This is a genomic window from Geodermatophilaceae bacterium NBWT11 (assembly GCA_014218215.1).
In the GTDB taxonomy this organism is placed as follows: domain Bacteria; phylum Actinomycetota; class Actinomycetes; order Mycobacteriales; family Geodermatophilaceae; genus Klenkia.
The window spans coordinates 1,496,690-1,520,672 of record CP043652.1; the positions used below are offsets into that span (position 1 = coordinate 1,496,690).

The 23,983-nt window shown below is 73.4% G+C and carries 20 protein-coding genes and 1 pseudogene; 12 read left to right on the forward strand and 9 right to left on the reverse strand.

Translation table 11 applies throughout. The annotated features are described in order from the left end of the window. Positions 1-118 precede the first annotated feature (118 nt). The 8 genes from F1C76_07170 to F1C76_07205 form a co-directional block, all read right to left on the reverse strand. A complete protein-coding gene (locus F1C76_07170) occupies positions 119-1,798 on the reverse strand; it encodes an MFS transporter (protein ID QNG39072.1) in 1,680 nt (559 codons plus the stop codon). Positions 1,799-1,941: 143 nt separating this feature from the next. Continuing rightward, positions 1,942-2,418 (reverse strand): MarR family transcriptional regulator, encoded by a 477-nt coding sequence (locus tag F1C76_07175; protein ID QNG36400.1) that lies wholly within the window; start codon positions 2,416-2,418, stop codon positions 1,942-1,944. Between the two features lie 106 nt (positions 2,419-2,524). Continuing rightward, entirely contained in the window at positions 2,525-3,064 is a 540-nt protein-coding gene (locus tag F1C76_07180) for a MarR family transcriptional regulator (GenBank protein ID QNG36401.1), read from the reverse strand. A 56-nt stretch (positions 3,065-3,120) separates the two neighbouring features. Beyond that, the gene (locus tag F1C76_07185) at positions 3,121-3,480 is read right to left on the reverse strand and encodes a MerR family transcriptional regulator (GenBank protein ID QNG39073.1); all 360 of its coding nucleotides are present in this window, start codon (positions 3,478-3,480) and stop codon (positions 3,121-3,123) included. 85 nt (positions 3,481-3,565) lie between these two features. Beyond that, positions 3,566-4,798 (reverse strand): molecular chaperone DnaJ, encoded by a 1,233-nt coding sequence (dnaJ, locus tag F1C76_07190; protein ID QNG36402.1) that lies wholly within the window; start codon positions 4,796-4,798, stop codon positions 3,566-3,568. Between the two features lie 118 nt (positions 4,799-4,916). After that, positions 4,917-5,504 (reverse strand): nucleotide exchange factor GrpE, encoded by a 588-nt coding sequence (gene grpE, locus F1C76_07195; protein QNG39074.1) that lies wholly within the window; start codon positions 5,502-5,504, stop codon positions 4,917-4,919. Positions 5,505-5,620: 116 nt separating this feature from the next. Continuing rightward, on the reverse strand, positions 5,621-7,495 hold the full coding sequence (gene dnaK / locus F1C76_07200; GenBank protein ID QNG36403.1) for a molecular chaperone DnaK: 1,875 nt from the start codon (positions 7,493-7,495) through the stop codon (positions 5,621-5,623). Positions 7,496-7,653: 158 nt separating this feature from the next. Continuing rightward, complete coding sequence (locus F1C76_07205) at positions 7,654-8,829, reverse strand: GGDEF domain-containing protein (protein ID QNG36404.1); 1,176 nt, start codon at positions 8,827-8,829, stop codon at positions 7,654-7,656. Between the two features lie 144 nt (positions 8,830-8,973). Between F1C76_07205 and F1C76_07210 the strand changes: the two genes are divergently transcribed. The 10 genes from F1C76_07210 (at position 8,974) to F1C76_07255 (ending at position 21,667) form a co-directional block, all read left to right on the forward strand. After that, on the forward strand, positions 8,974-11,328 hold the full coding sequence (locus F1C76_07210) for a (Fe-S)-binding protein (protein QNG36405.1): 2,355 nt from the start codon (positions 8,974-8,976) through the stop codon (positions 11,326-11,328). 71 nt (positions 11,329-11,399) lie between these two features. Next, entirely contained in the window at positions 11,400-11,960 is a 561-nt protein-coding gene (locus tag F1C76_07215) for a hypothetical protein (GenBank protein ID QNG36406.1), read from the forward strand. 26 nt (positions 11,961-11,986) lie between these two features. Continuing rightward, on the forward strand, positions 11,987-12,943 hold the full coding sequence (locus tag F1C76_07220) for a DUF389 domain-containing protein (GenBank protein ID QNG36407.1): 957 nt from the start codon (positions 11,987-11,989) through the stop codon (positions 12,941-12,943). A gap of 41 nt (positions 12,944-12,984) precedes the next feature. Then, complete coding sequence (locus tag F1C76_07225; GenBank protein QNG36408.1) at positions 12,985-14,169, forward strand: ROK family protein; 1,185 nt, start codon at positions 12,985-12,987, stop codon at positions 14,167-14,169. A 131-nt stretch (positions 14,170-14,300) separates the two neighbouring features. Continuing rightward, positions 14,301-15,866: a sugar ABC transporter ATP-binding protein gene (locus F1C76_07230; protein ID QNG36409.1), complete on the forward strand. Its 1,566-nt coding sequence runs from the start codon at positions 14,301-14,303 to the stop codon at positions 15,864-15,866. Next, entirely contained in the window at positions 15,863-16,978 is a 1,116-nt protein-coding gene (locus tag F1C76_07235; GenBank protein ID QNG36410.1) for an ABC transporter permease, read from the forward strand. Before F1C76_07230 ends, F1C76_07235 begins: the two co-directional genes overlap by 4 nt. Before the next feature lie 52 nt (positions 16,979-17,030). Next, the gene (locus tag F1C76_07240; protein QNG36411.1) at positions 17,031-18,074 is read left to right on the forward strand and encodes a substrate-binding domain-containing protein; all 1,044 of its coding nucleotides are present in this window, start codon (positions 17,031-17,033) and stop codon (positions 18,072-18,074) included. Positions 18,075-18,138: 64 nt separating this feature from the next. Then, the gene (locus F1C76_07245) at positions 18,139-19,323 is read left to right on the forward strand and encodes a Gfo/Idh/MocA family oxidoreductase (protein QNG36412.1); all 1,185 of its coding nucleotides are present in this window, start codon (positions 18,139-18,141) and stop codon (positions 19,321-19,323) included. Next, on the forward strand, positions 19,323-20,327 hold the full coding sequence (locus F1C76_07250) for a sugar phosphate isomerase/epimerase (GenBank protein ID QNG36413.1): 1,005 nt from the start codon (positions 19,323-19,325) through the stop codon (positions 20,325-20,327). Before F1C76_07245 ends, F1C76_07250 begins: the two co-directional genes overlap by 1 nt. A gap of 74 nt (positions 20,328-20,401) precedes the next feature. Beyond that, on the forward strand, positions 20,402-21,667 hold the full coding sequence (locus F1C76_07255; GenBank protein QNG39075.1) for an MFS transporter: 1,266 nt from the start codon (positions 20,402-20,404) through the stop codon (positions 21,665-21,667). Between the two features lie 18 nt (positions 21,668-21,685). On the opposite strand, the pseudogene F1C76_07260 reads toward F1C76_07255, so the two are convergent. Then, positions 21,686-22,255: pseudogene (locus F1C76_07260) on the reverse strand (dCTP deaminase). 88 nt (positions 22,256-22,343) lie between these two features. On the opposite strand from F1C76_07260, the gene F1C76_07265 reads away from it, so the two are divergent. Next, on the forward strand, positions 22,344-23,537 hold the full coding sequence (locus F1C76_07265) for a phosphotransferase (GenBank protein ID QNG36414.1): 1,194 nt from the start codon (positions 22,344-22,346) through the stop codon (positions 23,535-23,537). Between the two features lie 90 nt (positions 23,538-23,627). Further along, positions 23,628-23,936, forward strand: coding sequence for a hypothetical protein (locus tag F1C76_07270; protein QNG36415.1), 309 nt, complete (start codon positions 23,628-23,630; stop codon positions 23,934-23,936). Positions 23,937-23,983: the final 47 nt, after the last annotated feature.

The following is a 23,983-nucleotide window of genomic DNA, read 5'->3' on the forward strand; positions in this document are numbered from 1 at the left end:
TGAACCGTGGTCGTCGTCCCGGTGACCGGCGTGAGACGACGGTGGCAGACCTCTCATGACGCACGCGAGGCCCGCCCCCGGGTGGGGACGGGCCTCGAGCGGTGTCTCTGCGGTGGGGTCAGCGGCGGGCGTCGACCGGCTCGTGCCGCCCGCCCTGGTCCAGCTCGGTGCCGGTGAAGACGGTGACCCGCACCGGCTCCTCGGGGGCGTCCGGACCGGCCACGGCGTGCCGGCCGGCCAGCTGGTCGTCCACCGCGGCCGTGCTGTCGGCCGGGGTCGCGCCGGCCTGCTCGCCGGCCACCCGCTCGTCGCCGCTCTCGGTGCGCAGGGCCACCTCGTGGATGAAGACCACGGCCGCCACCGTGATCACCGACAGGAGCGCGGCGATCAGGAAGATCCGGCCGGTGGCGTCGCCGTAGGAGACCCGGATGAGGTCCTGGATCTCGGGCGGGGCGGTGGTCAGCGTCGCGAGGCCGATGTCGCCGGACCCCGCCTGGCCGGCCGCGCCGGCCGGGAGGCCGTCGGTGATCAGGCTGGCGACCCGGGCGCTGAGCACCGCACCCAGCACCGAGACGCCGATCGTGCCGCCGAGGCTGCGGAAGAACGCGACCGCGGAGCTGGCCGCCCCGAGGTCGGTGGCCGCCACGGTGTTCTGCACGGCCAGCACCAGGTTCTGCATCGTCATGCCGATGCCCAGGCCGAGGACGGCGAGGAAGACGCCGAGCACGACCATGTTCGTGGTGTGGTCGATGGTGGCGAGCAGGCCGAAGCCGGTGGCCACCAGGACCGAGCCGCTGACCAGGTAGGCCTTCCACTTCCCGTAGCGGGAGATCAGGATCCCGGACGCGGTGGAGGAGACCAGCAGGCCGCCGACCATCGGGATGGTGAGCAGGCCGGCCGCCGTCGGCGAGTAGCCGCGGGAGATCTGCAGGTACTGGCCGAGGAAGACCGTCGAGCCGAAGAGCGCGACACCGACGGCGACGCTGGCGATGATCGCCAGGCTGGTCGTGCGGTCCCTGAACAGCCGCAGCGGGACGATGGGCTCCTTGGCCCGCATCTCGGTGACGATGAACGCGGCCACGGCGAGCAGGCCGCCACCGACCATCAGCAGCGTCTCGACCGACATCCAGGCGAACGTGTCGCCGGCCAGGGTGACCCAGATGAGCAGCGAGGAGACACCCGCGGTGAGGAAGGCCGCACCCAGGTAGTCGATCGACACGTCGCGCTTGATCGTGGGCAGGTGCAGCGTGCGCTGCAGCAGCACCAGGGCCACGACGGCGAAGGGGACGCCGACGAAGAAGCACCAGCGCCAGCCCAACCAGCTCGTGTCGACCAGCAGGCCACCGATGAGCGGGCCGCCGACGGTCGCCACGGCCATCACGCCACCCAGCAGGCCGGAGTACCGACCACGCTCCCGGGGGCTGATCATGGCCGCCATCGCGATCTGCACCAGCGCCTGCAGGCCACCCAGGCCCAGGCCCTGCAGCACCCGCCAGCCGATCAGCGTGGGCACCGACTGGGCGAGCCCGGCCAGCATCGAGCCGACCACGAAGACCACGATCGCGATCTGGATGAGCAGCTTCTTGCTCATCAGGTCGGCGAGCTTGCCCCAGATCGGGGTGGACGCGGTGCTGGCCAGCAGGGTGGCGGTGACCACCCAGGTGTACTGGCTCTGACTGCCGCGCAGGTCGGTGATGATCGTGGGCAGGGCGTTCGAGACCACGGTCGAGGACAGGAACGCCACGAAGAGCGCGAGCAGCAGCCCGGACAGCGCCTCGAGGATCTGCCGGTGGGTCATCCGGCCCTGCTGTTCGACCGGGGCGGTGGCCGCCGGTGCTGACCGGGCGTCGGACCGCTCGGTGGTGGTGCTGGCCATGCTGGTTCTCCTGGTGCGCTTCGGTGTCGCGGTGGGGCGGGCTGCGGGCCGGGTGGTGGGCCCGGTCAGCCGGGGACGGGGTGCAGGGCGCGGTCGACGCCAGCGGCGGCCAGGTCGGCGCTGAGCCGTTCGATGAGCCGGCCCAGCAGCTCGGCCTCGTCGTCGGTCCAGTCGGCCAGGGCGGCCACGGCCCACTCGCTGCGGACCTGGCGGGTGTGGGCGAGCACGGCGCGGCCGGCCTCGGACAGCCCGAGCAGGCTGGCGCGGCCGTCCTGCGGGTCGGGACGGCGGGTGATCAGGCCCGAGCGCTCGAGGACGGCGACCTGACGGCTGGCCACCGAGCCGTCGACCCCGAGCTGGAGGGCCAGGGCACTCAGGCGCTGCTCGCCACCGGACTCCAGCGGCACGAGCACGGCCCATCCGTAGGAGGGCAGGTCGCCGTAGAGCTCGTGCGCGGCGCGGTGGGAGAGCTGGCGGCCGACCCGGAGCAGCTGACCGATGCCGACGGTGAGCCGGTCGGTGGTGTCACGGGTGATCCGCACGGTCGCCTCCTGTTGTAGACCTCAACCATCCTCGGTCAGATGGTTGCTGTCTGCAACAGGAGTGCGCTGTGAACCCGCCCACCCGGGCGGGGATGGACCCGGGAGGTCAGTCCTGGGCGGCGCGGACCTGGGCCTCGCGGGCCTCGCCCAGCCGGTTCAGCCGGCCCAGCAGCTCGGCCAGGGTGGAGACGTCGCGGGTCGGCCACTCCTGCAGGTCGGCCTCCCAGCGGGCGCGCCGGGCGTCCCGGATCTCGGAGAGCCGGCGGTGCCCCTCGACCGACGTGCTCAGCACCTGGGCGCGCCCGTCGTCGGGGTCGGCGGCCCGGTCGACCAGGCCGGCGTCGACCAGGGAGGCGACCTGCCGGCTGACGGTGCTCTTGTCCAGGCCGAGGCGGGCGACGACGTCACTGGCCCGCAGCGGGCCGGCGTCGTCGAGCAGCACGAGCAGCCCGTAGGCCGCGCCGTCGAGCCCGCTGGCGAGCTCCCCGGCCAGGCGGCCCTGGATCGCCCGGGCCCGGCGCAGCAGCAGGGCCACCTCGCGTTCGAGCTTCACGTGGGCCCCGTGCGCGTCCAGGTCGTCCCCGGGACGGGCGTCGAGGGCCCCGTCCTGGGTGGCCGGGGACGAGAGCTGCTCGGTCACGGTCATGTCGTCCTCCACGTACACGCCCTCCGATCCGTTCCCGGCCGGCCGCTCGGGCCCGGTCACCGGCTGCCCCGCGGGCCGCGCGGCCGCCAGACCACGAGCGCCGTCCCGGGGTCGGGGTGACCCAGGTCGGGCCGGAAGCCGGAGCGGACCGCGGACTCCGCCGCCATCGCCCGGCGCTGGGCACCGTCGAGCTCGGCGAGCAGCTCGTGCACCCGCAGCTGCAGGGCCTCCACCTGGGACTCCAGCTCGATGATCCGCTTGATGCCGGCCAGGTTGACGCCGTCCTCCTGGCTCAACCGCTGGACCTCGCGCAGCAGGGCGACGTCGCGCGGGCTGTACCGGCGGCCGCCCCCGGGGGTGCGGCCGGGCCGGACCAGCCCGAGGCGGTCGTACTGGCGCAGGGTCTGGGCGTGCATGCCGGCGAGCTCCGCCGCGACGGAGATCACGAAGACCGGGGCGTCCTCGGCGACCGGGCGCGGGTCGCTCACCGGACCCACCCGCTCACGACCCGCTCCCACCCCGGACCGCCGCGGTCACGTGCGGGCGGGGGTCCTCGTGGAGCTCGGTGGCCAGGGCCTCGACGGCCTCCCGGGCCGCCGGGCTGAGCGTGTCGGGCACGGTGACGACGACGGTGACCAGCAGGTCACCGGCCACCCCCTTGGTCTGCACGCCGCGACCGCGCACCCGGAAGGTGCGGCCGCTCGCGGTGCCCGGGGGGACCCGCAGCGACACGTTGGTGTCCAGGGTCGGCACGGTGAGGGTGGTGCCGAGCGTCGCCTCGGCGAAGGTGACCGGCACCTCGAGGGTGAGGTCGTTGCCCTTGCGCCCGAAGAGGTCGCTTCCGCTGACGTGCACGACGACGAACAGGTCACCGGCCGGGCCGCCACGGCGGCCGGGGGCGCCCTTGCCGGCCAGCCGGATGCGCTGGCCGTCCTTCACCCCGGCGGGGATCCGGACGGTGATGGTGCGGGTCTGGTCGGTGATCCCGCTGCCCTTGCAGGTGCTGCACGGGTCGTCGACGACCGAGCCGCTGCCCCGGCACTGCCGGCAGGGCTCGGAGAAGGCGAACGCGCCCTGGCTGCGGCTGGTGACACCGGCCCCGTGGCACACCGGGCAGGCGTGCGGGCTGGTGCCGGGCTTGGCGCCGGAACCGTGACAGGTCGGACAGGAGCCCGGGCTCTGCATCCGCAGCGGGACGGTCACCCCGAGCACGGCCTCGTCGAAGGCCAGCGTCGCCTCGGTCTCCACGTCCTGCCCGCGCGCGGGTCCGGACGCGGCCTGCTGCCGGCTGCGGGTGCCACCGGGGGCCCCGCCCCCGCCGAACAGCCCGCCGAAGATGTCGCCGAGCCCACCGGCCCCGCCGGCGTTCCCACGGGAGCCGCCGGCCTGACCGAACAGGTCACCGAGGTCGAAGGCCTGACCGCCCTGGCCGGCCCCGGGGAACCCGGAGCCGGAGAAGCCGCCGCCGGAGCCGCCCCCGGCGCGGAAGCCGCCGGAGCCGAACAACCGGCGTGCCTCGTCGTACTCGCTGCGGCGGGTGGGGTCCGAGAGCACGTCGTAGGCCTCGGAGACCTCCTTGAACCGGGCCTCGGCGGCGTCGTTGCCCGGGTTCTTGTCCGGGTGGAGGTCGCGGGCCAGCGCCCGGTAGGCCTTCTTGATCGCGGCCGGATCGGCGTCCTTGGCGACGCCCAGCGCGGCGTAGTAGTCCTTCTCGATGAAGTCCCGGGTGCTCATCGGGCGCCCCCCTCCTGCTCGGTCTGCCCGCGCGCGGCGGGCGGTGTCTGGTGCCGGTGCGTCTGCACCGGTGGGTGTCCGGGACGGCGCGAGGCCGTCCCGGACACCGGGGCCGGGCTCAGCCGGTGGGCTGCTCGCCCTGCTCCGGCTCGGCCGTCGGGGCCGCTGCGGCGGGGCTCTCGGGGTCGGAGACCCCGACCATCGCCGTGCGCAGCACCCGCTCACCGCGCCGGAAGCCCGGGCGCAGCACCGTGGTCGCGGTGGGGACCGCGACGTCGGGGGAGGTGTCGTGCAGGACCGCCTCGTGCAGGGCCGGGTCGAACGGGTCGCCCGGGGTGCCGAAGGTGGTCACCCCGAGCCCGTCGAGGAGGCCGAGGACCCGGTCGGCCACGACCTTGAAGGCGCCGGTGAGGTCGCCGTGCTCGCGGGCCCGCTCGATGTCGTCGACGACCGGGATCAGCTGGCCGGCGAACCGCTCGGCCGCCTGGTCGACGACCACGACCCGGTCGCGGTCGACCCGCCGCCGGTAGTTCGCGTACTCCGCGCTGACGCGCTGCAGGTCCTCGGTCCGCTCGGCCAGCTGCCGGGCGGTCTCGTCCTGCGGCTCCTCGGTGGACGGGAGGTCGGTGACCTCGCCGCTCACCGCCTCGCCGGTGGTGGCATCGGGCTGGTCGACCTCGGGGGTCGATCCGGTCTGCTCGCTCATCTGCTCCCCTGGGGTGGCCGGTGGTGCCTGCCCTGCTGGTGACCCGGCGACGGGTCCGGGGGTGCCGGCCGACGCGTCCTGCTCGGACGCGTCGACCGGCACCCCGGCCTGGTCGGTCACTTCTTGTCGGTGTCCTCGTCCACGATCTCGGCGTCGACGACGTCGTCGTCGGCCGGGGTCGAGTCCGAGCCGCCGGTCGCGCCGGCCGCACCGGCAGCGCCGGGCTGGCCCTCGGCGGCGGCGTTCTCCGCCTGCTGGGCGTAGAGCGCGCCACCGACCTCCTGGGAGATGCGGGCGACGTTCTCCTGGGCGGACTTGATCGCCTGGTGGTCGGAGCCACCGAGGGCGGAGCGCAGGTCGGTCAGTGCCGCACCGAGCTCCTCCTTCTTGTCCTCGGGGATCTTGTCGCCGTTCTCCGCCAGGAACTTCTCGGTCTGGTACTGGAGGGACTCGGCCAGGTTGCGGGTCTCGGCCTCGTCGCGGCGCTTCTTGTCCTCCTCGGCGTGGGCCTCGGCGTCGGCCATCATCCGGGCGATGTCGTCCTTGGGCAGGGCCGAGCCACCGGTGATGGTCATCGACTGCTCCTTGCCGGTGCCCAGGTCCTTGGCGTGGACGTGGACGATGCCGTTGGCGTCGATGTCGAAGGCGACCTCGACCTGCGGGACACCGCGGGGCGCCGGGGGAAGACCGGTCAGCTCGAACATGCCGAGCTTCTTGTTGTAGGCGGCCATCTCGCGCTCGCCCTGGAAGACCTGGATCTGCACCGAGGGCTGGTTGTCGTCGGCGGTCGTGAAGATCTCCGAGCGCTTGGTCGGGATCGTGGTGTTGCGCTCGATGAGCTTGGTCATGATCCCGCCCTTGGTCTCGATGCCCAGGGACAGCGGGGTGACGTCGAGGAGCAGCACGTCCTTGACCTCGCCGCGGAGCACACCGGCCTGCAGTGCGGCACCGACGGCGACGACCTCGTCGGGGTTGACGCCCTTGTTGGGCTCCTTGCCCCCGGTGAGCTCGCGGACCAGGTCCGAGACGGCCGGCATCCGGGTGGAGCCACCCACGAGGACGACGTGGTCGATCGCGCTGACCGGGATCCCGGCGTCACGCACGGCCTGGTTGAACGGGGCCTTGGCCCGGTCCAGCAGGTCCTGGGTCAGCCGCTGGAACTCCGCGCGGGTGAGCGTGACGTCCAGGTGGAGCGGGCCGTCGGCGCCGGCGGTGATGTAGGGCAGGTTGACGTTGGTCGACTGCGCGCCCGACAGCTCGATCTTGGCCTTCTCGGCGGCCTCGCGCAGGCGCTGCATGGCCAGCTTGTCCTTGGACAGGTCGATGCCGTTGGCGGCGTTGAAGGTCTTGACCAGGTGGTCCATGACCTTCTGGTCCCAGTCGTCGCCACCGAGGCGGTTGTCGCCGGCGGTGGCCTTGACCTCGATGACGCCGTCGCCGATCTCCAGCAGGCTGACGTCGAACGTGCCACCACCGAGGTCGAACACCAGGATGGTCTGCTCGGTCTCGCCCTTGTCCAGGCCGTAGGCCAGCGCGGCCGCGGTGGGCTCGTTGACGATGCGCAGGACGTTCAGGCCGGCGATCTCACCGGCCTCCTTGGTGGCCTGGCGCTGGGCGTCCTCGAAGTAGGCCGGGACGGTGATGACCGCGTCGGTCACCGGCTCGCCCAGGTAGGTCTCGGCGTCGCGCTTGAGCTTCTGCAGCACCCGGGCGCTGATCTCCTGCGGGGTGTACTGCTTGCCGTCGATCGCGTCGGTCTTCCAGGTCGTGCCCATCTCGCGCTTGACGCTGCGGATGGTGCGGTCGACGTTGGTGACCGCCTGGTTCTTCGCCGACTGCCCGGTGAGGACCTCGCCGTTCTTGGCGAAGGCCACGACCGAGGGGGTCGTGCGGGAGCCCTCGGAGTTGGCGATGACCGTCGGCTCGCCACCCTCGAGGACGGCGACGACGGAGTTGGTGGTGCCGAGGTCGATGCCGACTGCTCGTGCCATGGGTGTCTTGGCCCTTCTCGTGCGGTGTCAGGTGTGGTGCGGGTCCGGTGGGTGTCACGTGCCCGGGCCGGCGGTGTCGTACACACGCCTTGCGCCGAGGCCGCTCAACTTTCCTGCCCACCCTAACGGCAGACCCCCGTGCGGTGTTCCCGGGGAGGTCAGCGGGCCGGTGAGGGGTCGGACAGGTCGTCCGCGCCGGCCCGGGGCACCGGGAGGCGGCTCACCACGGCGTCCCGCCCGTTCTCCTTGGCCACGTAGAGCAGCCGGTCGGCGCGCAGCACGACCGCCTCGACCGAGTCGGCGTCGGTGACCACGCTGACCCCGAAGCTGGCCGTCATCGACAGCCCGCCCGGGAAGGCGTGGGCGGCGATGTCCGCGCGCAGCCGCTCGGCGATCGCCGACCCCGCGGCGAGGTCGGCCCGCGGGACCAGGACCAGGAACTCCTCCCCGCCCCACCGACCGACGACGGCGTCGGGCCGCAGCGCGGCGGCGGCGACCACGGCGACCTCCTGGAGCACCAGGTCCCCGACGTCGTGGCCGTACCGGTCGTTGACCGCCTTGAACCTGTCGAGGTCGAACAGCACCACCACGGTCGGTCCGTCGTCGCGGCGGCCGTGCACCGCCAGCTGCAGCCGGTCGACCAGGCTGCGTCGGTTGGGCAGGCCGGTGAGCACGTCGGTGTCGGCGAGCTCGCGCAGTCGGGCCGCCTCGGCCCGGGTGACGGCGAGGGCCTCCTTGCTGCGGGCCATGAGGAAGGCCAGCATCGACAGCACCACCACGTAGCCCAGCGCGCCGACGAACTCCGCGGCGAGGTCGCGCGAGCTCTGCGACGGGAGGAACCGGACCAGTCCGATCACCAGGGCCGCGACCGGTCCGATCAGCGAGGCCGGCAGCGCCCAGCGGGTGTCGAACCACAGGTAGGCCAGCAGGATGAGCAGGCACAGGTTGGCGAAGACCCCCGGGTAGAGGGAGGCGTAGGCCGCGTCGTCGTCGGCGATCGTGCCCAGCTGGACGGCCATCGTGGTCAGCCAGACCACCGCGACGGTCAGGTAGCCGCCCAGCTCGACGTAGCGGATGCGCGCGGGGCGGAAGAGCAGGACCGCCACGGCGGAGAGCAGGAAGACCGCCAGCAGCGGGAAGCTGAACCGGGTCTCGACGGTCGTGCCCGCCCCGGTGCCCACCTGCCAGGCGCACCCGACCAGACCCACGACCGCGATGGCCAGGTAGACCCGGCGACGCACCTCTCCCTGCACGGTCACCCACCCCTGGCCGGCCGCGGTCGCTGGGGCCAGCGACTCCGACGGCGGCGACAGGCTGACACGCGGGTCCGACACCCGGCAACGTCCCCGACCCCCGGGCGGGGGTGCCGGGCGGTCAACGCCGGTGTGGACTACTGGCCAGTACGGACCGTCGGTGCCCTCGGCTATCGTGCGACGGGAGTCACCGTGGTCGCTCGACGCACGGGGAGAGGGATTCTCGTGGGCCCGTTGCAGATCGTCCTGGGCACGTTGTGCGTGCTGCTCCTCGTCGTCGCGGTGGTGCTCGCGACGCAGGCCGTGCGGAAGATGCTGGCGGTCATCAAGACCGGCCAGCCCGACGGCACCCGGTTCGGCCCCGTGGGCCCCCGGTTGAAGAACCTCGCCGTGGAGTCCCTGGGCCACACCCGGATGCTCAAGTGGTCCACGATCGGTGCGGCGCACTGGTTCGTGATGGTCGGCTTCTACGGGCTGTTCCTCACCCTGGTCGAGGCCTTCGGCGAGGTCTTCTCCCCCACGTTCCACCTCCCGCTCATCGGGAACTGGGGCGTGTGGAACCTGTTCGTCGACGTGATCGGCCTGGGCACCGTGCTCGGCATCCTGGTGCTGATCGTGATCCGGCAGAAGGACCACCCGCGCCGCACCGGCCGCAACGGCCGCTTCACCGGGTCCAACGAGGGCCGGGGCTACTTCGTCGAGGCCGTCGTCCTGGTCATCGGCATCTGCATCCTGTCGATCCGCGCCGCCAAGATCGCCTCGGGCATCGACGACGCCCCCGGCTGGTCGCACCCGGTCAGCTCCGCGCTGTCGAACCTCTTCCCGGACAACGCCGACCTGGTCAGCGTCATCGCCTTCGTCAAGATCGTGGTCAGCCTCGTCTGGCTGATCGTGATCGCCCGCAACCTGACGATGGGCGTGGCCTGGCACCGGTTCAGCGCGTTCTTCAACATCTACTTCAAGCGCGAGGACGATGGCGCGGTCGCCCTGGGCGCCCTGCAGCCGATGACCTCCGGCGGGGTGCCGATCGACTTCGAGGACCCCGACGAGGACGCCACCTTCGGCCGCGGCAAGATCGAGGACTTCACCTGGAAGGGGATGCTGGACTTCACCACCTGCACCGAGTGCGGGCGGTGCCAGAGCCAGTGCCCGGCCTGGAACACCGGCAAGCCGCTGTCGCCGAAGATGCTGGTGATGGACCTGCGGGACCACCTCTACGCCAAGGCCCCCTACCTGGTCGGCGCCCGCACGGTCGGCGACGGCAAGGGCGGGTCCGACGGCGGCGAGTCAACGATGACGCCCGAGGCCCCGTCGGCCGAGCAGACCTGGTACTCCGGCTTCGCCCGGATCGAGGGCACCAACGACGCCCAGGCCGAGCGGCCGCTGGTGGGCACGCTGGAGGAGGGCGGGGTCATCGACCCCGACGTCCTCTGGAGCTGCACCAGCTGCGGTGCCTGCGTCGAGCAGTGCCCGGTCGACATCGAGCACGTCGACCACATCATGGACATGCGGCGCTACCAGACCCTGATCGAGTCCAGCTTCCCCTCCGAGGCCGGCGTGATGCTGCGCAACCTGGAGAACCGCGGCAACCCGTGGGGCGTCAGCCCGGCCACCCGGGACGAGTGGATGAAGGACATGGACTTCGAGGTCCGTCAGGTCGACGGGGCGATCGACGACGACGTCGAGTACCTGTTCTGGGTCGGCTGCGCCGGGGCCATCGACGACCGGGCCAAGAAGGTCACCAAGGCCGTCGCCGAGCTGCTGCACACCGCGGGCGTGGAGTTCGCCGTGCTGGGCTCGGGCGAGACCTGCACCGGTGACCCGGCCCGCCGGATGGGCAACGAGTTCGTCTTCCAGCAGCTGGCCGCGGAGAACGTCGAGACGCTGAACACCGTCTTCGAGGGCCGCAGCGAGGGGCGCCGCAAGATCGTGGCGACCTGCCCGCACTGCTTCAACTCGATCAACAAGGAGTACCCGCAGCTCGGCGGCGACTACGACGTCGTGCACCACACCCAGCTGCTGGGCCAGCTCGTCGAAGAGGGCCGGCTCGTGCCGGTCACCCCGATCGACCGCAAGGTGACCTACCACGACCCCTGCTTCCTGGGCCGGCACAACAAGGTCTACACCCCGCCGCGGGAGATCCTGGACAGCGTGCAGGGCCTGCGCACCCAGGAGATGCACCGTTGCAAGGACCGCGGCTTCTGCTGCGGGGCCGGCGGCGCCCGCATGTGGATGGAGGAGAAGATCGGCTCGCGGATCAACATGAACCGCACCGAGGAGGCCCTCGAGCTCGAGCCCGACGTCATCTCCACCGCCTGCCCGTTCTGCATCACGATGCTCAGCGACGCGGTGAACAGCAAGAAGGAGAAGGGCGAGGCGGCCGAGCACGTCGAGGTCCTCGACGTCAGCCAGATCCTGCTGCGCGCCATGGCCCCGGTCGGCGCGGCCGCCGCGGGTGCGGAGTCCGGGCCCACCCCGGGGTCCGAGGGCCCCGGCGACCGGGGCACCGCCCCGCAGGGCACCGAGCACGGTGAGACCCAGCAGGGCCAGTCCGGCCCGGGCTCGGCCCCGGCCGAGTAGCAGTCCCGCACGACCGGGCCCTGGGAGCACACGCTCCCGGGGCCCTCGTGCGTCCGGGGGACACTGGGGCCGTGAGCTTCATCTTCGGCGGGGTGCGCGGGCGCGAGGACCCCGAGCTGGCCGCCGGCAACCGGCGGTCGGCGATGCACTACGCCCGGGACGTCAACGACGAGCGGGTGCTCGCCGACGACCGGCCGACGATCCGGCGGGGCAACCACTGGGCCTGGCTGGCCGTGGCCGTCGTGGTGCTGGCGGTGCTCGGGTTCGCCGGTGCCCGCGGCGAGGACGAGGTGCCGCTGACCGCGTCCTGCGACGCCCCGGCCATCGGGGTGTCCTCCAGCGAGCTCACCGCGGGGCAGACCTTCTACTACCGGCTCACCGGCGCCGACGGCACCGCCTACGTGGTCACCGTCGACGGCGAGCCGGTGCGCGGGGACGCAGGGTCCACGGTCTCCTACACCGAGACCGACGCCGGCCCGTCCCTGGAGCTGGCGCAGTGCCTGTCCCCCAGCCTGGCGCTGGCCGCACCGGCCGGCGACGGCCCGCACGACCTCGCGCTCCTCGAGCTGGCGGCCGACGGGACGACGACGACCGTCGCCCGGGTCACCGTCCAGGTGTCGGGGACCCGCTGAGGAGCTGACGGGGTACAACACTCCCCGTGCTCCTCCACCTGCGCCTCACCGTGCCCGCCGACCGGTGCGGTGAGGTCCTCGCCGTCCTCGGCGCCCACGTGGGGGTGACCCACCTGGTGCACCTGCCCGGCGTCGTCCGCCGTCCCGACGGCGACCTGGTGATGTGCGACGTGGCCCGGGAGTCGGTGGACGAGCTGGTCGACGAGCTGCAGCGACACGGCGTGGAGCGCGACGGCGGCATCGCGATCGAGTCGATCGACACCTCGTTGTCCGAGACCACCGACCGGTCGGTCCGGGACGCCCCCGGCGACGGTGCCGACGCCGTGGTCTGGGACCAGGTCGTGCAGACCGCCGACGAGGAGTCCCGGCTCACCCTGACCTTCTGCGCCTTCCTGACCATCGCCACGCTGCTGGCCGCGCTGGCGATCGTCACCGACTCGGCGGTGCTGCTGATCGGCGGCATGGTGATGGGCCCGGAGTTCAGCCCGCTGGCGGGCATCGCGCTGGGCCTGGTGCACCGGCACCGGGCGGTCATCCAGCACTCGGTCCGCTCGCTGACCGTGGGCTTCGCGATCGCGACGGTGCTCACCATCGGCTTCTGCCTGGCGCTGCGCGGGCTGGGCTGGGCCGACGTCGGTGACCTGCTCGCCGAACGCCCGGCCACCGGGTTCATCACCCGACCCGACCGCTGGTCCTTCCCCGTCGCGTTCATCGCCGGGGTGGCCGGGATGCTGGCCCTGACCAGCTCGAAGTCCGCCAGCCTGGTCGGGGTGTTCATCTCGGTCACCACCGTGCCGGCGGTGGCGGCCTTCAGCCTCGGCGTGGCGTTCGGCGACTGGGCCGACGCCGGCCGCTCGGTGCTGCAGCTGGGCATCAACGTGGTCGGCATCCTGCTCGCCGCGGTCCTCACCCTGCTGGTGCTCAAGGCGGTGTGGCGCCGGGTGCCGCGCGCGGTGCCGCGGCTGGTGCGCGACCCCCTCTGACGGGGGTCGCCGACACGGGCCCACGGCCTGGACGTGCCACGATGGCCCGCGTGGCGCACTCGTCAGCCTCGCCCGGGGCGTTGTTGCACCACGTGCGCACCGGCCGGGCCCGCAGCCGCGCCGAGCTGGTGGCGCTGACCGGGGCCGCCCGCAACACCGTCAGCGGCCGGGTGGACCAGCTGATCGCGGCGAACCTGCTCGCCGAGGTCGGCCGCGGGTGGAGCACCGGAGGCCGGCCCCCCACGATCCTGGAGTTCAACAGCGGGGCCGGCTGCGTGCTGGCCGTCGACCTCGGGGTGACCAGCGTCGACGTCGCGGTCACCGACCTGTCCGCCCGGGTGCTCGCCACCCTGGGGCACCCGATCGACATCTCCGACGGGCCCGTCCCGGTGCTCGCCGAGGTCGACCGCCTGTGCCGGGCCGCACTGGCCGAGGCAGGGCTGGGTCCGGACGACGTCCGCGCGGTGGGGGTGGGCGTGCCCGGTCCGGTGGAGTTCTCCACCGGACGGCCCTCGCACCCGCCGATCATGCCGGGCTGGCACGACCACCCGATCCCCGACGCGTTCGCCGCCTACGACTGTCCGGTGTTCGTGGACAACGACGTGAACGTGATGGCGCTGGGCGAGATGGGCGTCGGCGGCTCCGACCAGGACGTCCTCGTGGTCAAGGTGGGCACCGGCATCGGGTGCGGGGTGGTGGTCGAGGGCCGGGTGTACCGGGGGGCGCAGGGCAGCGCCGGGGACATCGGGCACATCCACGTCCCGGTCGCCGACGGTCGCACGGTGCTGTGCCGCTGCGGGAACGTGAACTGCCTCGAGGCCCTGGCCGGCGGCGCCTCGCTGCTGCGGGACGCGCTGGCTGCGGGGATGGCCGTCTCCACCACCCGGGACGTCGTCGAGCTCGCCCGGCACGGGGACGGTCCCGCGCTGGAACTGGTGCGTGGCACCGGCCGGACGATCGGCACGGTGCTGGCCGCCCTGGTCAACTTCTTCAACCCGCACCGGATCGTGGTCACCGGCGGCGTGGCCCAGGCCGGGCTCCCGCTGCTGGCCGGCATCCGGGAGGCCGTCTACGGCCGGTCGATGCCGCTGGCCGCGCGCACGCTGGACATCAGCGTCAGCCAGGCACCGGAGATGTCCGGGCGGGTCGGGGCCGCGCTGATGGCCATCGAGGGCTGGCTGGACGAGGACTCGGTCCGCGACGTGCTGGACGCCGCCACCTCCTGAAACCCAGGAGTCGGTGTCGTTTCGATAACGACGCCCGAGCTGCTTGACCGTGCTCTGCGCCACCCCATAGGTTCACGCCTGCACACACTTGTGCTCATTGGTGAGCACAAGTGGAGTCGAGAGGTGGCACCGTGGCCCAGGTCGACCCCGCGTCCGGCGGGTCCGCTCCCCTGCTGCAGGTCGAGGGGATCGTCAAGACGTTCCCCGGTGTCCGTGCGCTCGGCGGCGTGGACCTCGACGTCCGGGCCGGTGAGGTGCACTGCCTGCTCGGCCAGAACGGCGCCGGCAAGTCCACCCTGATCAAGGTCCTCGCCGGGGCGCACCAGCCCGACGAGGGCGTCATCCGGTGGCGTGGCGAGGAGACCCGGCTCGCCGACCCGCAGGCCGCGTTGAGCCTGGGCATCGCCACCATCTACCAGGAGCTCGACCTCGTCGCGGGGCTGTCGGTCGCCGACAACGTCTTCCTCGGTCGCGAGCGCTCCCGGTTCGGCCTCAGCCGCCCGGCCGCCCAGCGGGCCGCCACGACCGAGCTGCTCACCCGGCTCGGGCACCCGGAGATCCGTCCCGGCACCGAGGTCGGCCAGCTGTCCGCGGCCTCCCAGCAGATGGTGAGCATCGCCCGGGCACTGAGCCAGGACGCGCGGCTGATCGTGATGGACGAGCCCTCGGCGGTGCTCGACGGCGAGGAGGTGGACCGGCTCTTCGACGTCGTCCGGGACCTCACCGCCGACGGCGTCGCGGTCGTCTACATCTCCCACCGCCTGGAGGAGATCCGCCAGATCGGCGACCGGATCACCGTGATCAAGGACGGCCGGACCGTGGCCACCGGCCTCCCGGCCCGGGACACCTCGACCCGCGACGTGATCACGCTGATGACCGGCCGGGACATCGAGTACGTCTTCCCCGAGCGCCGCGCCCTCGCCCCCGGCGGGGAGCCGCTGCTGGAGGTCACCGACCTCTCGGTGCCCGGCCGCTTCGAGGGCGTCTCCTTCACCGTCGCCCCCGGCGAGGTCCTCGGCCTGGCCGGGCTCGTCGGGTCCGGACGCTCGGAGATCCTCGAGGCCGTCTACGGCGCCCGCCGGCCCAGCAGCGGCGAGGTCCGGGTGGGCGGGAAGCGGCTGCGCGCCGGGGACGTCGCCGCGGCCGTCGGCGCCGGGGTCGGGCTGGCCCCCGAGGAGCGCAAGAGCCAGGCCCTGCTGCTCGGCGAGCCGATCTACCGCAACATCACCCTCTCCAGCCTGGCCCGGTTCTCCCGCGGCGGGTTCCTCTCCGCAGCCGCCGAGCGCACCGCGGCCCGCGAGCAGACCGAGGCGCTGGACCTGCGGCCGGTGGACGTCGACCGCGAGGTGCGCACCCTGTCCGGCGGCAACCAGCAGAAGGTCGTGCTGGCCCGCTGGCTGCTGCGCGAGTGCCGGGTGCTGCTGCTCGACGAGCCCACCCGCGGCGTCGACGTCGGCGCCCGTGCCGAGATCTACGGCCTGATCCGGGCCCTGGCCGACCGCGGCGTCGCCGTGGTCGTCGTGTCCAGCGAGATCCCCGAGGTGCTCGGTCTCGCCGACCGCGTGCTGGTGCTCGCCGACGGCCACGTGCTGGCCGACGAACCCGCCACCGCCCTGGACGAACACCGGGTCCTCGACCTGGTCATGCAGGGCACCACCCACCCGAACACCACCCTGACCGAGGGACACGTGGCATGACCGAGGACACCCGCACACCCGTCGCCGCTCCGGAGACCCCGACCGGCGCCAGCCCACGGACGACGTCCTCGTCGGCCGGCCTGCTGGCCGGTCCGGTGGGCCGCAACCTGGGGCTGGTGGTCGCCTTCGCCCTGCTCTGCATCGTCGGCATCATCACCGCCGGCGACCGCTTCGCCAGCACCGACAACGTGCTGACGATCCTGCGGCTGGCCGCGGTCGTCGGCGTCGTCAGCATCGGCATGACGTTCGTGATCATCGGCGGCGGCATCGACCTCTCCGTCGGCGCGCTGGTCGCGCTGGCCTCGATCTGGGCCACCACGCTGTCCACGCAGGCGATGGCCGCCGACACGCACTGGATCCTGATGGTCGGCGCCGCCGTGCTCGTCGGCGCGATCGCCGGGCTGGTCAACGGGGTGGTCATCGCCTACGGCAAGCTCGTGGCCTTCATCGCCACGCTGGCCATGCTGGCCGCCGCCCGCGGTCTCGCCGAGATCATCGCCAACCGGCGCACCCAGATCGTCCAGGACCAGGACTTCCTCCGGTTCTTCTCCGGCAGCCCGCTGGGCGTCCCGACCCTGGTCTGGATGTTCGCGCTGGTCGCCGTCGCCGGGTGGGTGCTGCTCAACCGCACCACCTTCGGCCGCCGCACCTTCGCCGTCGGCGGCAACGCCGAGGCGGCCCGGCTGGCCGGCATCCGGGTGCAGCGGCACACGGTCGCCCTCTACGTGCTCTCCGGGGTCACCTGCGGCCTGGCCGCGGTCATGCTCATGGCCCGCACGACGACCGGCAGCTCGACCCACGGCACGCTGCTGGAGCTGGACGCGATCGCCGCCGTCGTCATCGGCGGCACGCTCCTCGTCGGAGGCCGCGGCACCATCGTCGGCACCGTCCTGGGCGTGCTGATCTTCACCACGCTCAGCAACGTCTTCACGCTGAACAACCTCTCCAGCTCCGCCCAGGCCGTCGCCAAGGGCGTGATCATCGTCGCCGCCGTGCTGCTCCAGCAGCGGGTCGCGGCCGGCCGCCGGCAGCGGCGCTCGTCGAAGGCGCTCCCGCCCACCGCCGCCGAGGGCGCCCCCGCGGGGGCCAGCCCCGGCGTCCCCGCCCCCTGACCTCCCCTCCCCAGCCCCACCCCGGCACCACCCACCCTCCCGAGGAGAACCCATGTCCGCACGGCACCGTCGCCTGCTGACCAGCACCGTCGCCCTGCTCGGCGCCGGCGTCATGGTCACCGGCTGCACCGGCAACACCCCCGAGGCCACCGGCTCCGGCGGGGGCGGCAACAACGCCGCCAGCTCCAACGACGACACCGGTGACACCGTCACCATCGGCTTCTCCGCCCCCGCGGCCGACCACGGCTGGATGGCCCAGATCACCGCGGCCGCCCGCGCCGAGGCCGACGGCTACGAGGACGTCGACCTCGTCGTCGCCGAGGGCACCAACGACGTGTCCGCGCAGATCGCCCAGGTCGAGACGTTCATCAACGACGGCGTCGACGCGATCGTGCTGCTGCCCTTCGACGGCGCCGCGCTCACCCCGATCGCGCTGGAGGCCATGCAGGCCGGCATCCCGGTGATCAACGTCGACCGCGAGTTCGACGACCCGGATGCCGCCCGCGTGACGATCCTGGGCGACAACTACGGCATGGGCGTCTCCGCCGGTGCCTACGTCTGCTCGCAGCTGGGCGACCAGCCCGACGCCGTCGTCGCCGAGGTGGCCGGGATCGACTCCCTCCCGCTGACCCAGGAGCGCAGCCAGGGCTTCTCCGACGCCCTCGCCGACTGCGGCCTGGACGTCGACAACCGGGTCGCCGCGGAGTTCACCGTGGAGTCCGGCGAGGAGGTCACGGCGAACCTGCTGCAGGCCGCCCCGCAGATCGACGCCCTCTGGAACCACGACGACGACCAGGGCATCGGCGTGCTGGCCGCGATCACCAACGCCGGCCGCGACGAGTTCTTCATGGTCGGCGGCGCCGGCTCGGCCAACGCCATGCGCTCCATCGAGGCCGGCGACTCGGTCCTGCAGGCCACCGTCATCTACCCGGCCAGCCAGGCCGCGGACGGCGTCCGGCTGGCCCGGCTCATCGCCCAGGGCAAGGCGCTCTCGGACCTCATCGACGTCGAGGTGCCCCGGCAGATCACCCTGTCGGCCCCGGTCGTGACCGCCGACAACGTCGACCAGTACATCGACAGCGCGTTCGAGTCCTGACCCAGCGGTGGGGTGCGCGGGTCACGCCCGCGCACCCCACCTCCCCCCTCCGAGAGGACTCGAGATGAGCACCCCCCTGCGCGTCGCGATGATCGGGCACGCCTTCATGGGCGCCGCCCACTCGCAGGCCTGGCGCACCGCCCCCCACTTCTTCGACCTGCCGCTGCACCCCGAGACGGCCCTGCTGGTCGGCCGGGACGCCGCCCGCACCGCGGCCGCCGCGGACCGCCTGGGCTGGGCGGCCACCAGCACCGACTGGCAGGACGCCGTGCAGCGCCCGGACGTCGACCTGGTCGACGTCTGCACCCCCGGCGACACCCACGCCGAGATCGCCATCGCCGCCCTCGAGGCCGGCAAGCACGTGCTGTGCGAGAAGCCGCTGGCCAACTCCGTCGCCGAGGCCGAGGCCATGGTGGCCGCCGCCGACCGGGCCGCCGAGCGCGGCGTCCGGGCCATGGTCGGGTTCACCTACCGCCGCGTCCCCGCGATCGCCCTGGCCCGCCGGCTCGTCGCCGAGGGCCGGATCGGGGAGGTGCGGCACGTCCGCGCGGCCTACCTGCAGGACTGGATCGCCGACCCCGCCGCCCCGATGTCCTGGCGGCTGGAGGCCGACAAGGCCGGCTCCGGCGCGCTGGGCGACATCGGCGCGCACGTGGTCGACCTGACCCAGCACATCACCGGCGAGCAGGTCACCGGGGTGAGCGCGGCGCTGGAGACCTTCGTCAAGGAGCGTCCGCTGCCCGCCGCGGCCGGGTCGCTGTCCGGCACGGCCGGGGAGGGCACCGGCTCGGTCACCGTCGACGACGCCGCGGTGTTCCTGGCCCGGTTCTCCGGCGGCGGACTCGCCACCTTCGAGGCCACCCGCTTCGCCCTGGGTCGCAAGAACGCGATCCGGATCGAGGTCAACGGGTCACTCGGCAGCCTGGCCTTCGACTTCGAGGACATGAACGTCCTGGAGTTCTTCGACGGCGCCGACCCCGACGAGACCGCCGGCTTCCGACGGATCGTCGTCACCGAGCCCGGGCACCCCTACGTCGGCGCGTGGTGGCCGGCCGGGCACGGGCTGGGCTACGAGCACGCGTTCACCCACCAGGTCGTCGACCTGGTCGGTGCCCTGGCGGCCGGCGAGCAGCCCACGCCGTCCTTCGCCGACGGGCTGGCCGTGCAGCGGGTGCTGGACGCCGTCCAGCGCAGTGCCGCCGACCGCTCCGTCTGGACCCCCGTCCCCTGCTCACCGAGGAGCTCCTGATGCCCCGCCCCGTCACCCTGTTCACCGGCCAGTGGGCCGACCTGCCCTTCACCGAGGTCTGCCGGCTGGCGTCGGGCTGGGGCTACGACGGACTGGAGATCGCCTGCTGGGGCGACCACCTCGACGTCGTGCGGGCCACCGAGGACGACGCCTACCTGCGCGGGAAGAAGGACCTGCTCGAGCAGCACGGGCTGTCGGTGTTCGCGATCAGCAACCACCTCAACGGCCAGGCGGTCTGCGACGACCCGATCGACGAGCGGCACGCGAACATGGTCGACCCGCGGGTGTGGGGCGACGGCGACCCCGAGGGCGTCCGCCGCCGGGCCGCCGAGGAGATGAAGGCCACCGCACACGCTGCGTCCGCGCTCGGCGTCCGGACCGTCGTGGGGTTCACCGGGTCCTCCATCTGGAAGACCGTGGCGATGTTCCCCCCGGTGCCCGAGTCCATGATCGACGCCGGGTACCAGGACTTCGCCGACCGCTGGAACCCGGTGCTCGACGAGTTCGACGCCGCCGGCGTCCGGTTCGCCCACGAGGTGCACCCCTCGGAGATCGCCTACGACTACTGGACGACGGTCCGGACGCTGGAGGCCATCGGCCACCGGGAGGCCTTCGGGCTGAACTGGGACCCCAGCCACTTCGTCTGGCAGGACCTGGACCCGGTCGGCTTCCTCTGGGACTTCAAGGACCGGATCTACCACGTGGACTGCAAGGACGCGAAGAAGCAGGTCGGCAACGGCCGCAACGGCCGGATGGGGTCGCACCTGCCCTGGGCCGATCCCCGCCGCGGCTGGGACTTCGTCTCCACCGGGCACGGCGACGTCCCGTGGGAGGCGTGCTTCCGGATGCTCAACACCATCGGCTACGCCGGCCCGATCTCGGTCGAGTGGGAGGACGCCGGGATGGACCGGCTGGTGGGTGCCCCGGAGGCGCTGGCCTTCGTGCGCAACCTGGCCTTCGACCCACCCACGGCCTCCTTCGACGCCGCCTTCTCCCGCAGCTGACCCCGCCACCCGGCGCCGCGGCCCCGGGTGGAACATGGCCTCTCGTGAGCAGCACAGCACCAGCCCCCGCCGGAATCCCCCGACGGGGGCTGGTGCTCGTCGCGGTGGCCATCGTGCTGACCGGGTTCAACCTGCGGACGGCGGTCAACGGCGTCGGCCCGGTGCTGCAGGAGATCGAGGCCGGCCTGGGCATCTCCTCCGGTGCCGCCGGGCTGATCACCACCATGCCGCTGCTGTGCTTCGCGGTGATCGGGTTCGCCGGACCGCCGCTGGCCGCCCGGTTCCGCGACGGGCACGTGCTGGCCGCCGCCCTGCTGGTGATGGCCCTGGGCGTGCTCGGCCGGGCCGCGGCGCCGTCGTTCTGGCTGTTCCTGCTGGGCACCGTGGCCACCATGGTCGGCGGGGCGCTGGGCAACGTGCTGCTGCCGGGCATCGTCAAGCACTGGTTCCCGCACCGCACCGGGCTGCTGGTCGGCGCCTACAGCACCACGATGGCGATCGGCGGCGCCGTGGCCAGCGTCTCGACAGCGCCGATCGCCGAGTCCGTGGGTGCCGACGGGTGGCGTTGGGCGCTCGGGGTCTGGGCGGTGTTCGCCGTCCTCGCCGTCGTCCCGTGGCTGCTGGTGCCGCGGCGGACCGCGGCGACCGGCACGCCCCGCGGCGCCGTCCGCCTGCGGGTGCTGGTGCGCTCGTCGCTGGCCTGGCAGCTCGCGGTGTTCTTCGGGCTGCAGGCCATGCAGGCCTACGTGATCGTGGGCTGGACGGCGCAGTACCTGCGCGACGAGGGCATGTCGGCCGCAGCGGCAGGGGTGCTGGTGGGCGTGAACGCGCTGATCGTCATCCCGCTGAACGCGCTGGTGCCCTCGGGGGCGGTCCGGCAGTCCTGGCAGCGCCCCATGCTGGTCGGCTTCATGGCCTGCTACCTGGTCGGCTGGACCGGGCTGCTGCTCTCCCCGCTCACCCTGACCTGGCTGTGGATGTCGATGCTCGGCATCGGGATGGGCACGTTCGCGATGGTGCTGTCGCTGCTCGGGTTGCGGGCCCGGACGCCGGAGACGGTGAACGCGCTGTCCACCGTGGTGCAGGGCTGGGGCTACGCGATCGCCGCCGTCGGCCCGCTGCTGGTGGGCCTGCTGCGCGGGCTCACCGGCGGGTACACCGGCATGTTCGTGCTGGTCTACCTCGGGGTCGCCGGGCTGTTCGTCACCGGTTGGCTGGTCTGCGCCGACCGGCAGGTGGACGACGAGGTGCCCGAGCTGCGCGCGGACCCCGACACCCGCGAGGACGTCGAGGTCGAGGCGGCCGGCGTGGAGTCCCCGGTCGTGGTGGAGCCCCGCTGATGAGTCGCGGACGCTGGTGTCCGTGATGGAGAAGTTGCGGTACGAGCGGGACGGCGTCGGCCCCCGCTGGTCCTGGTAGCGCGAGCCGTAGACCGAGCTGCCGTAGGGGTGCTCGGACGGGCTAGACAGCGTGAACAGGCACAGCTGGCCGATCTTCATCCCCGGCCACAGCGTGATCGGCAGGTTCGCCACGTTCGACAGCTCCAGGGTGATCGAGCCGGAGAACCCCGGGTCGACGAAGCCAGCCGTGGAGTGGGTGAGCAGGCCGAGCCGGCCCAGGGAGCTCTTCCCCTCCAGCCGCGCCGCCAGGTCGTCGGGCAGCGTCACGACCTCCAGCGTCGAGCCGAGCACGAACTCCCCCGGGTGCAGCACGAAGGGCTCACCGGCCGCCGGCTCGACCAGCGTGGTCAGGTCGTCCTGCTGCTGGGCGGGGTCGATGTGGGTGTACCGGGCGTTGTTGAACACCCGGAAGAACCGGTCCAGCCGGACGTCGATGCTGGAGGGCTGCACCAGTCCCGCGTCGTGGGGCTCGATGCCCAGGCGGCCGTCGGCCAGGGCCGCGGTGATGTCGCGGTCGGACAGCAGCATGGCGCGAACCGTAACCGACGCCGTGCGCATGAGAACTAGCTCATCCACCGCTCACCGGCCCGTCACCGGGCTCGCCCAGGGTCGGTGGGTGACCACTCCGCTCCTCGTGCCCGCCGCCGGCCCGGTGCTCACCGACCGCTGGCCCCGCTCGCTGCAGCTGCTGCTCGGGGACGCCGCGGTCGACCTGTGGTCGGCGGCGCTGGCCCCCACCGGCGCCACGCTGCGCTCGCTGCGGGCCACCTCGGTGTCGCTGCGCGCCGACGGCGCCGCCACCGTGCAGTACGCCGCGGCCCTGGTCGACGCCGCCGGCACCCCCACCCGGGACACCCTGGCCGCGGTCACCGGCAGCCGGATCCCCGACGGCGCCGCGGTCCTGGCCGGGGAGGTCGACGGGGGCACGGTGCACGTCGGGCTCTGGCGCTGGCCGCTGGACCCCGCCCTCCCGGCACTGGCCTGGGCCACCTCGGCGGCTGCCGTCCGCCGGCGGCTCCCCGCCCTGGGCGTCCCGGCCGAGGAGGCCGTGCTGCGGCTGCGGGCCTACCGGCCCGGCCGCCGCGCCGTGGTCGAGGTGGTCGCCCCGGGCGGATGCTGGTTCCTCAAGGTGGTGCCCCCCGCGGCGGTCGCCGGGCTCGCCGGCCGGCACGACCTCCTGGTCGGCGCCGTCCCCGCCCCGCCGGTGCTGGCCCGCACCGACGACGGCGTGCTGGTGCTGCCCGCGCTCCCCGGCACCCCGCTCAGGGACCTCCTGGACGACCTCCCCGCCCTCGTCCCGGCCCTGGACGGCGTGCTCGACGCGTTGCCCGCGTCGCTGGCCACGCTCCCCCGGGTGCGCACCCCGCTGGACCGTGCCGCGGGGCACGGCGCCGTCCTCGGCCTGGTCACCCCGCACCTGCGGCCCCGGCTCGACCGGCTGACCGTGGCGCTGGCCGCCGTCGACCCCGGGGACCACCCGCTCGTCCCGGTGCACGGGGACTTCTACGAGGCCCAGCTGCTGCTCGCCGACGGCGCGGTCTCCGGTCTGCTCGACGTGGACGGCGCCGGTGCCGGACACCGGATCGACGACTGGGCCACGCTGCTCGGGCACCTCGTCGTCCTGGGTCGGGACGACGTCCGCCGTGCCGTGGCCGCCGCCCTCCCCTGGCCCGCCGGGCAGCTGGCCGCCCGGGTGTCGGCGGTGGTGCTGGGCCTGGCCACCGGGCCGTTCCGGGTGCAGCTGGCGGGCTGGCCGCGGCGCACCGAGGCCCGGCTCGCGCTGGCCGAGCAGGTGCTCGCCGGGGGATGAGAGAGCGCTCATCGCGCTCTCCCGGAGGCCTCACCCGGCGCACCGAGAGTGGTCCCTGACAGCGAAGGACCCCCACCCGAGGAGCTCACCGTGAACCGTCCCGCCACCTGGAAGACCGTCACCTTCGGCGTCGCCCTCACCGGTCTCGGCATCGCCGGCGCCGGCGTCGCGGTCGCCGACGACGACACGACGCCCGCCCCCACCAGCTCCGTCACCGCCGTGGACACCGACGGCGACGGCACCCCCGACACCACCCCGGACGACGCCACCCCCGACACCGCGACCCCGGACGACACCACGCCGGACGACGCGACCCCCGACACCGCGACGCCGGACGACGCGACCCCGGACGCCACCCCGGACGACGTCGACTCCCCGGACGACACCCCCGACGCCTGACCGTCCACCCCAGGCAGGGGAAGCCCTGCACCCCCTCGCGAGTCCCG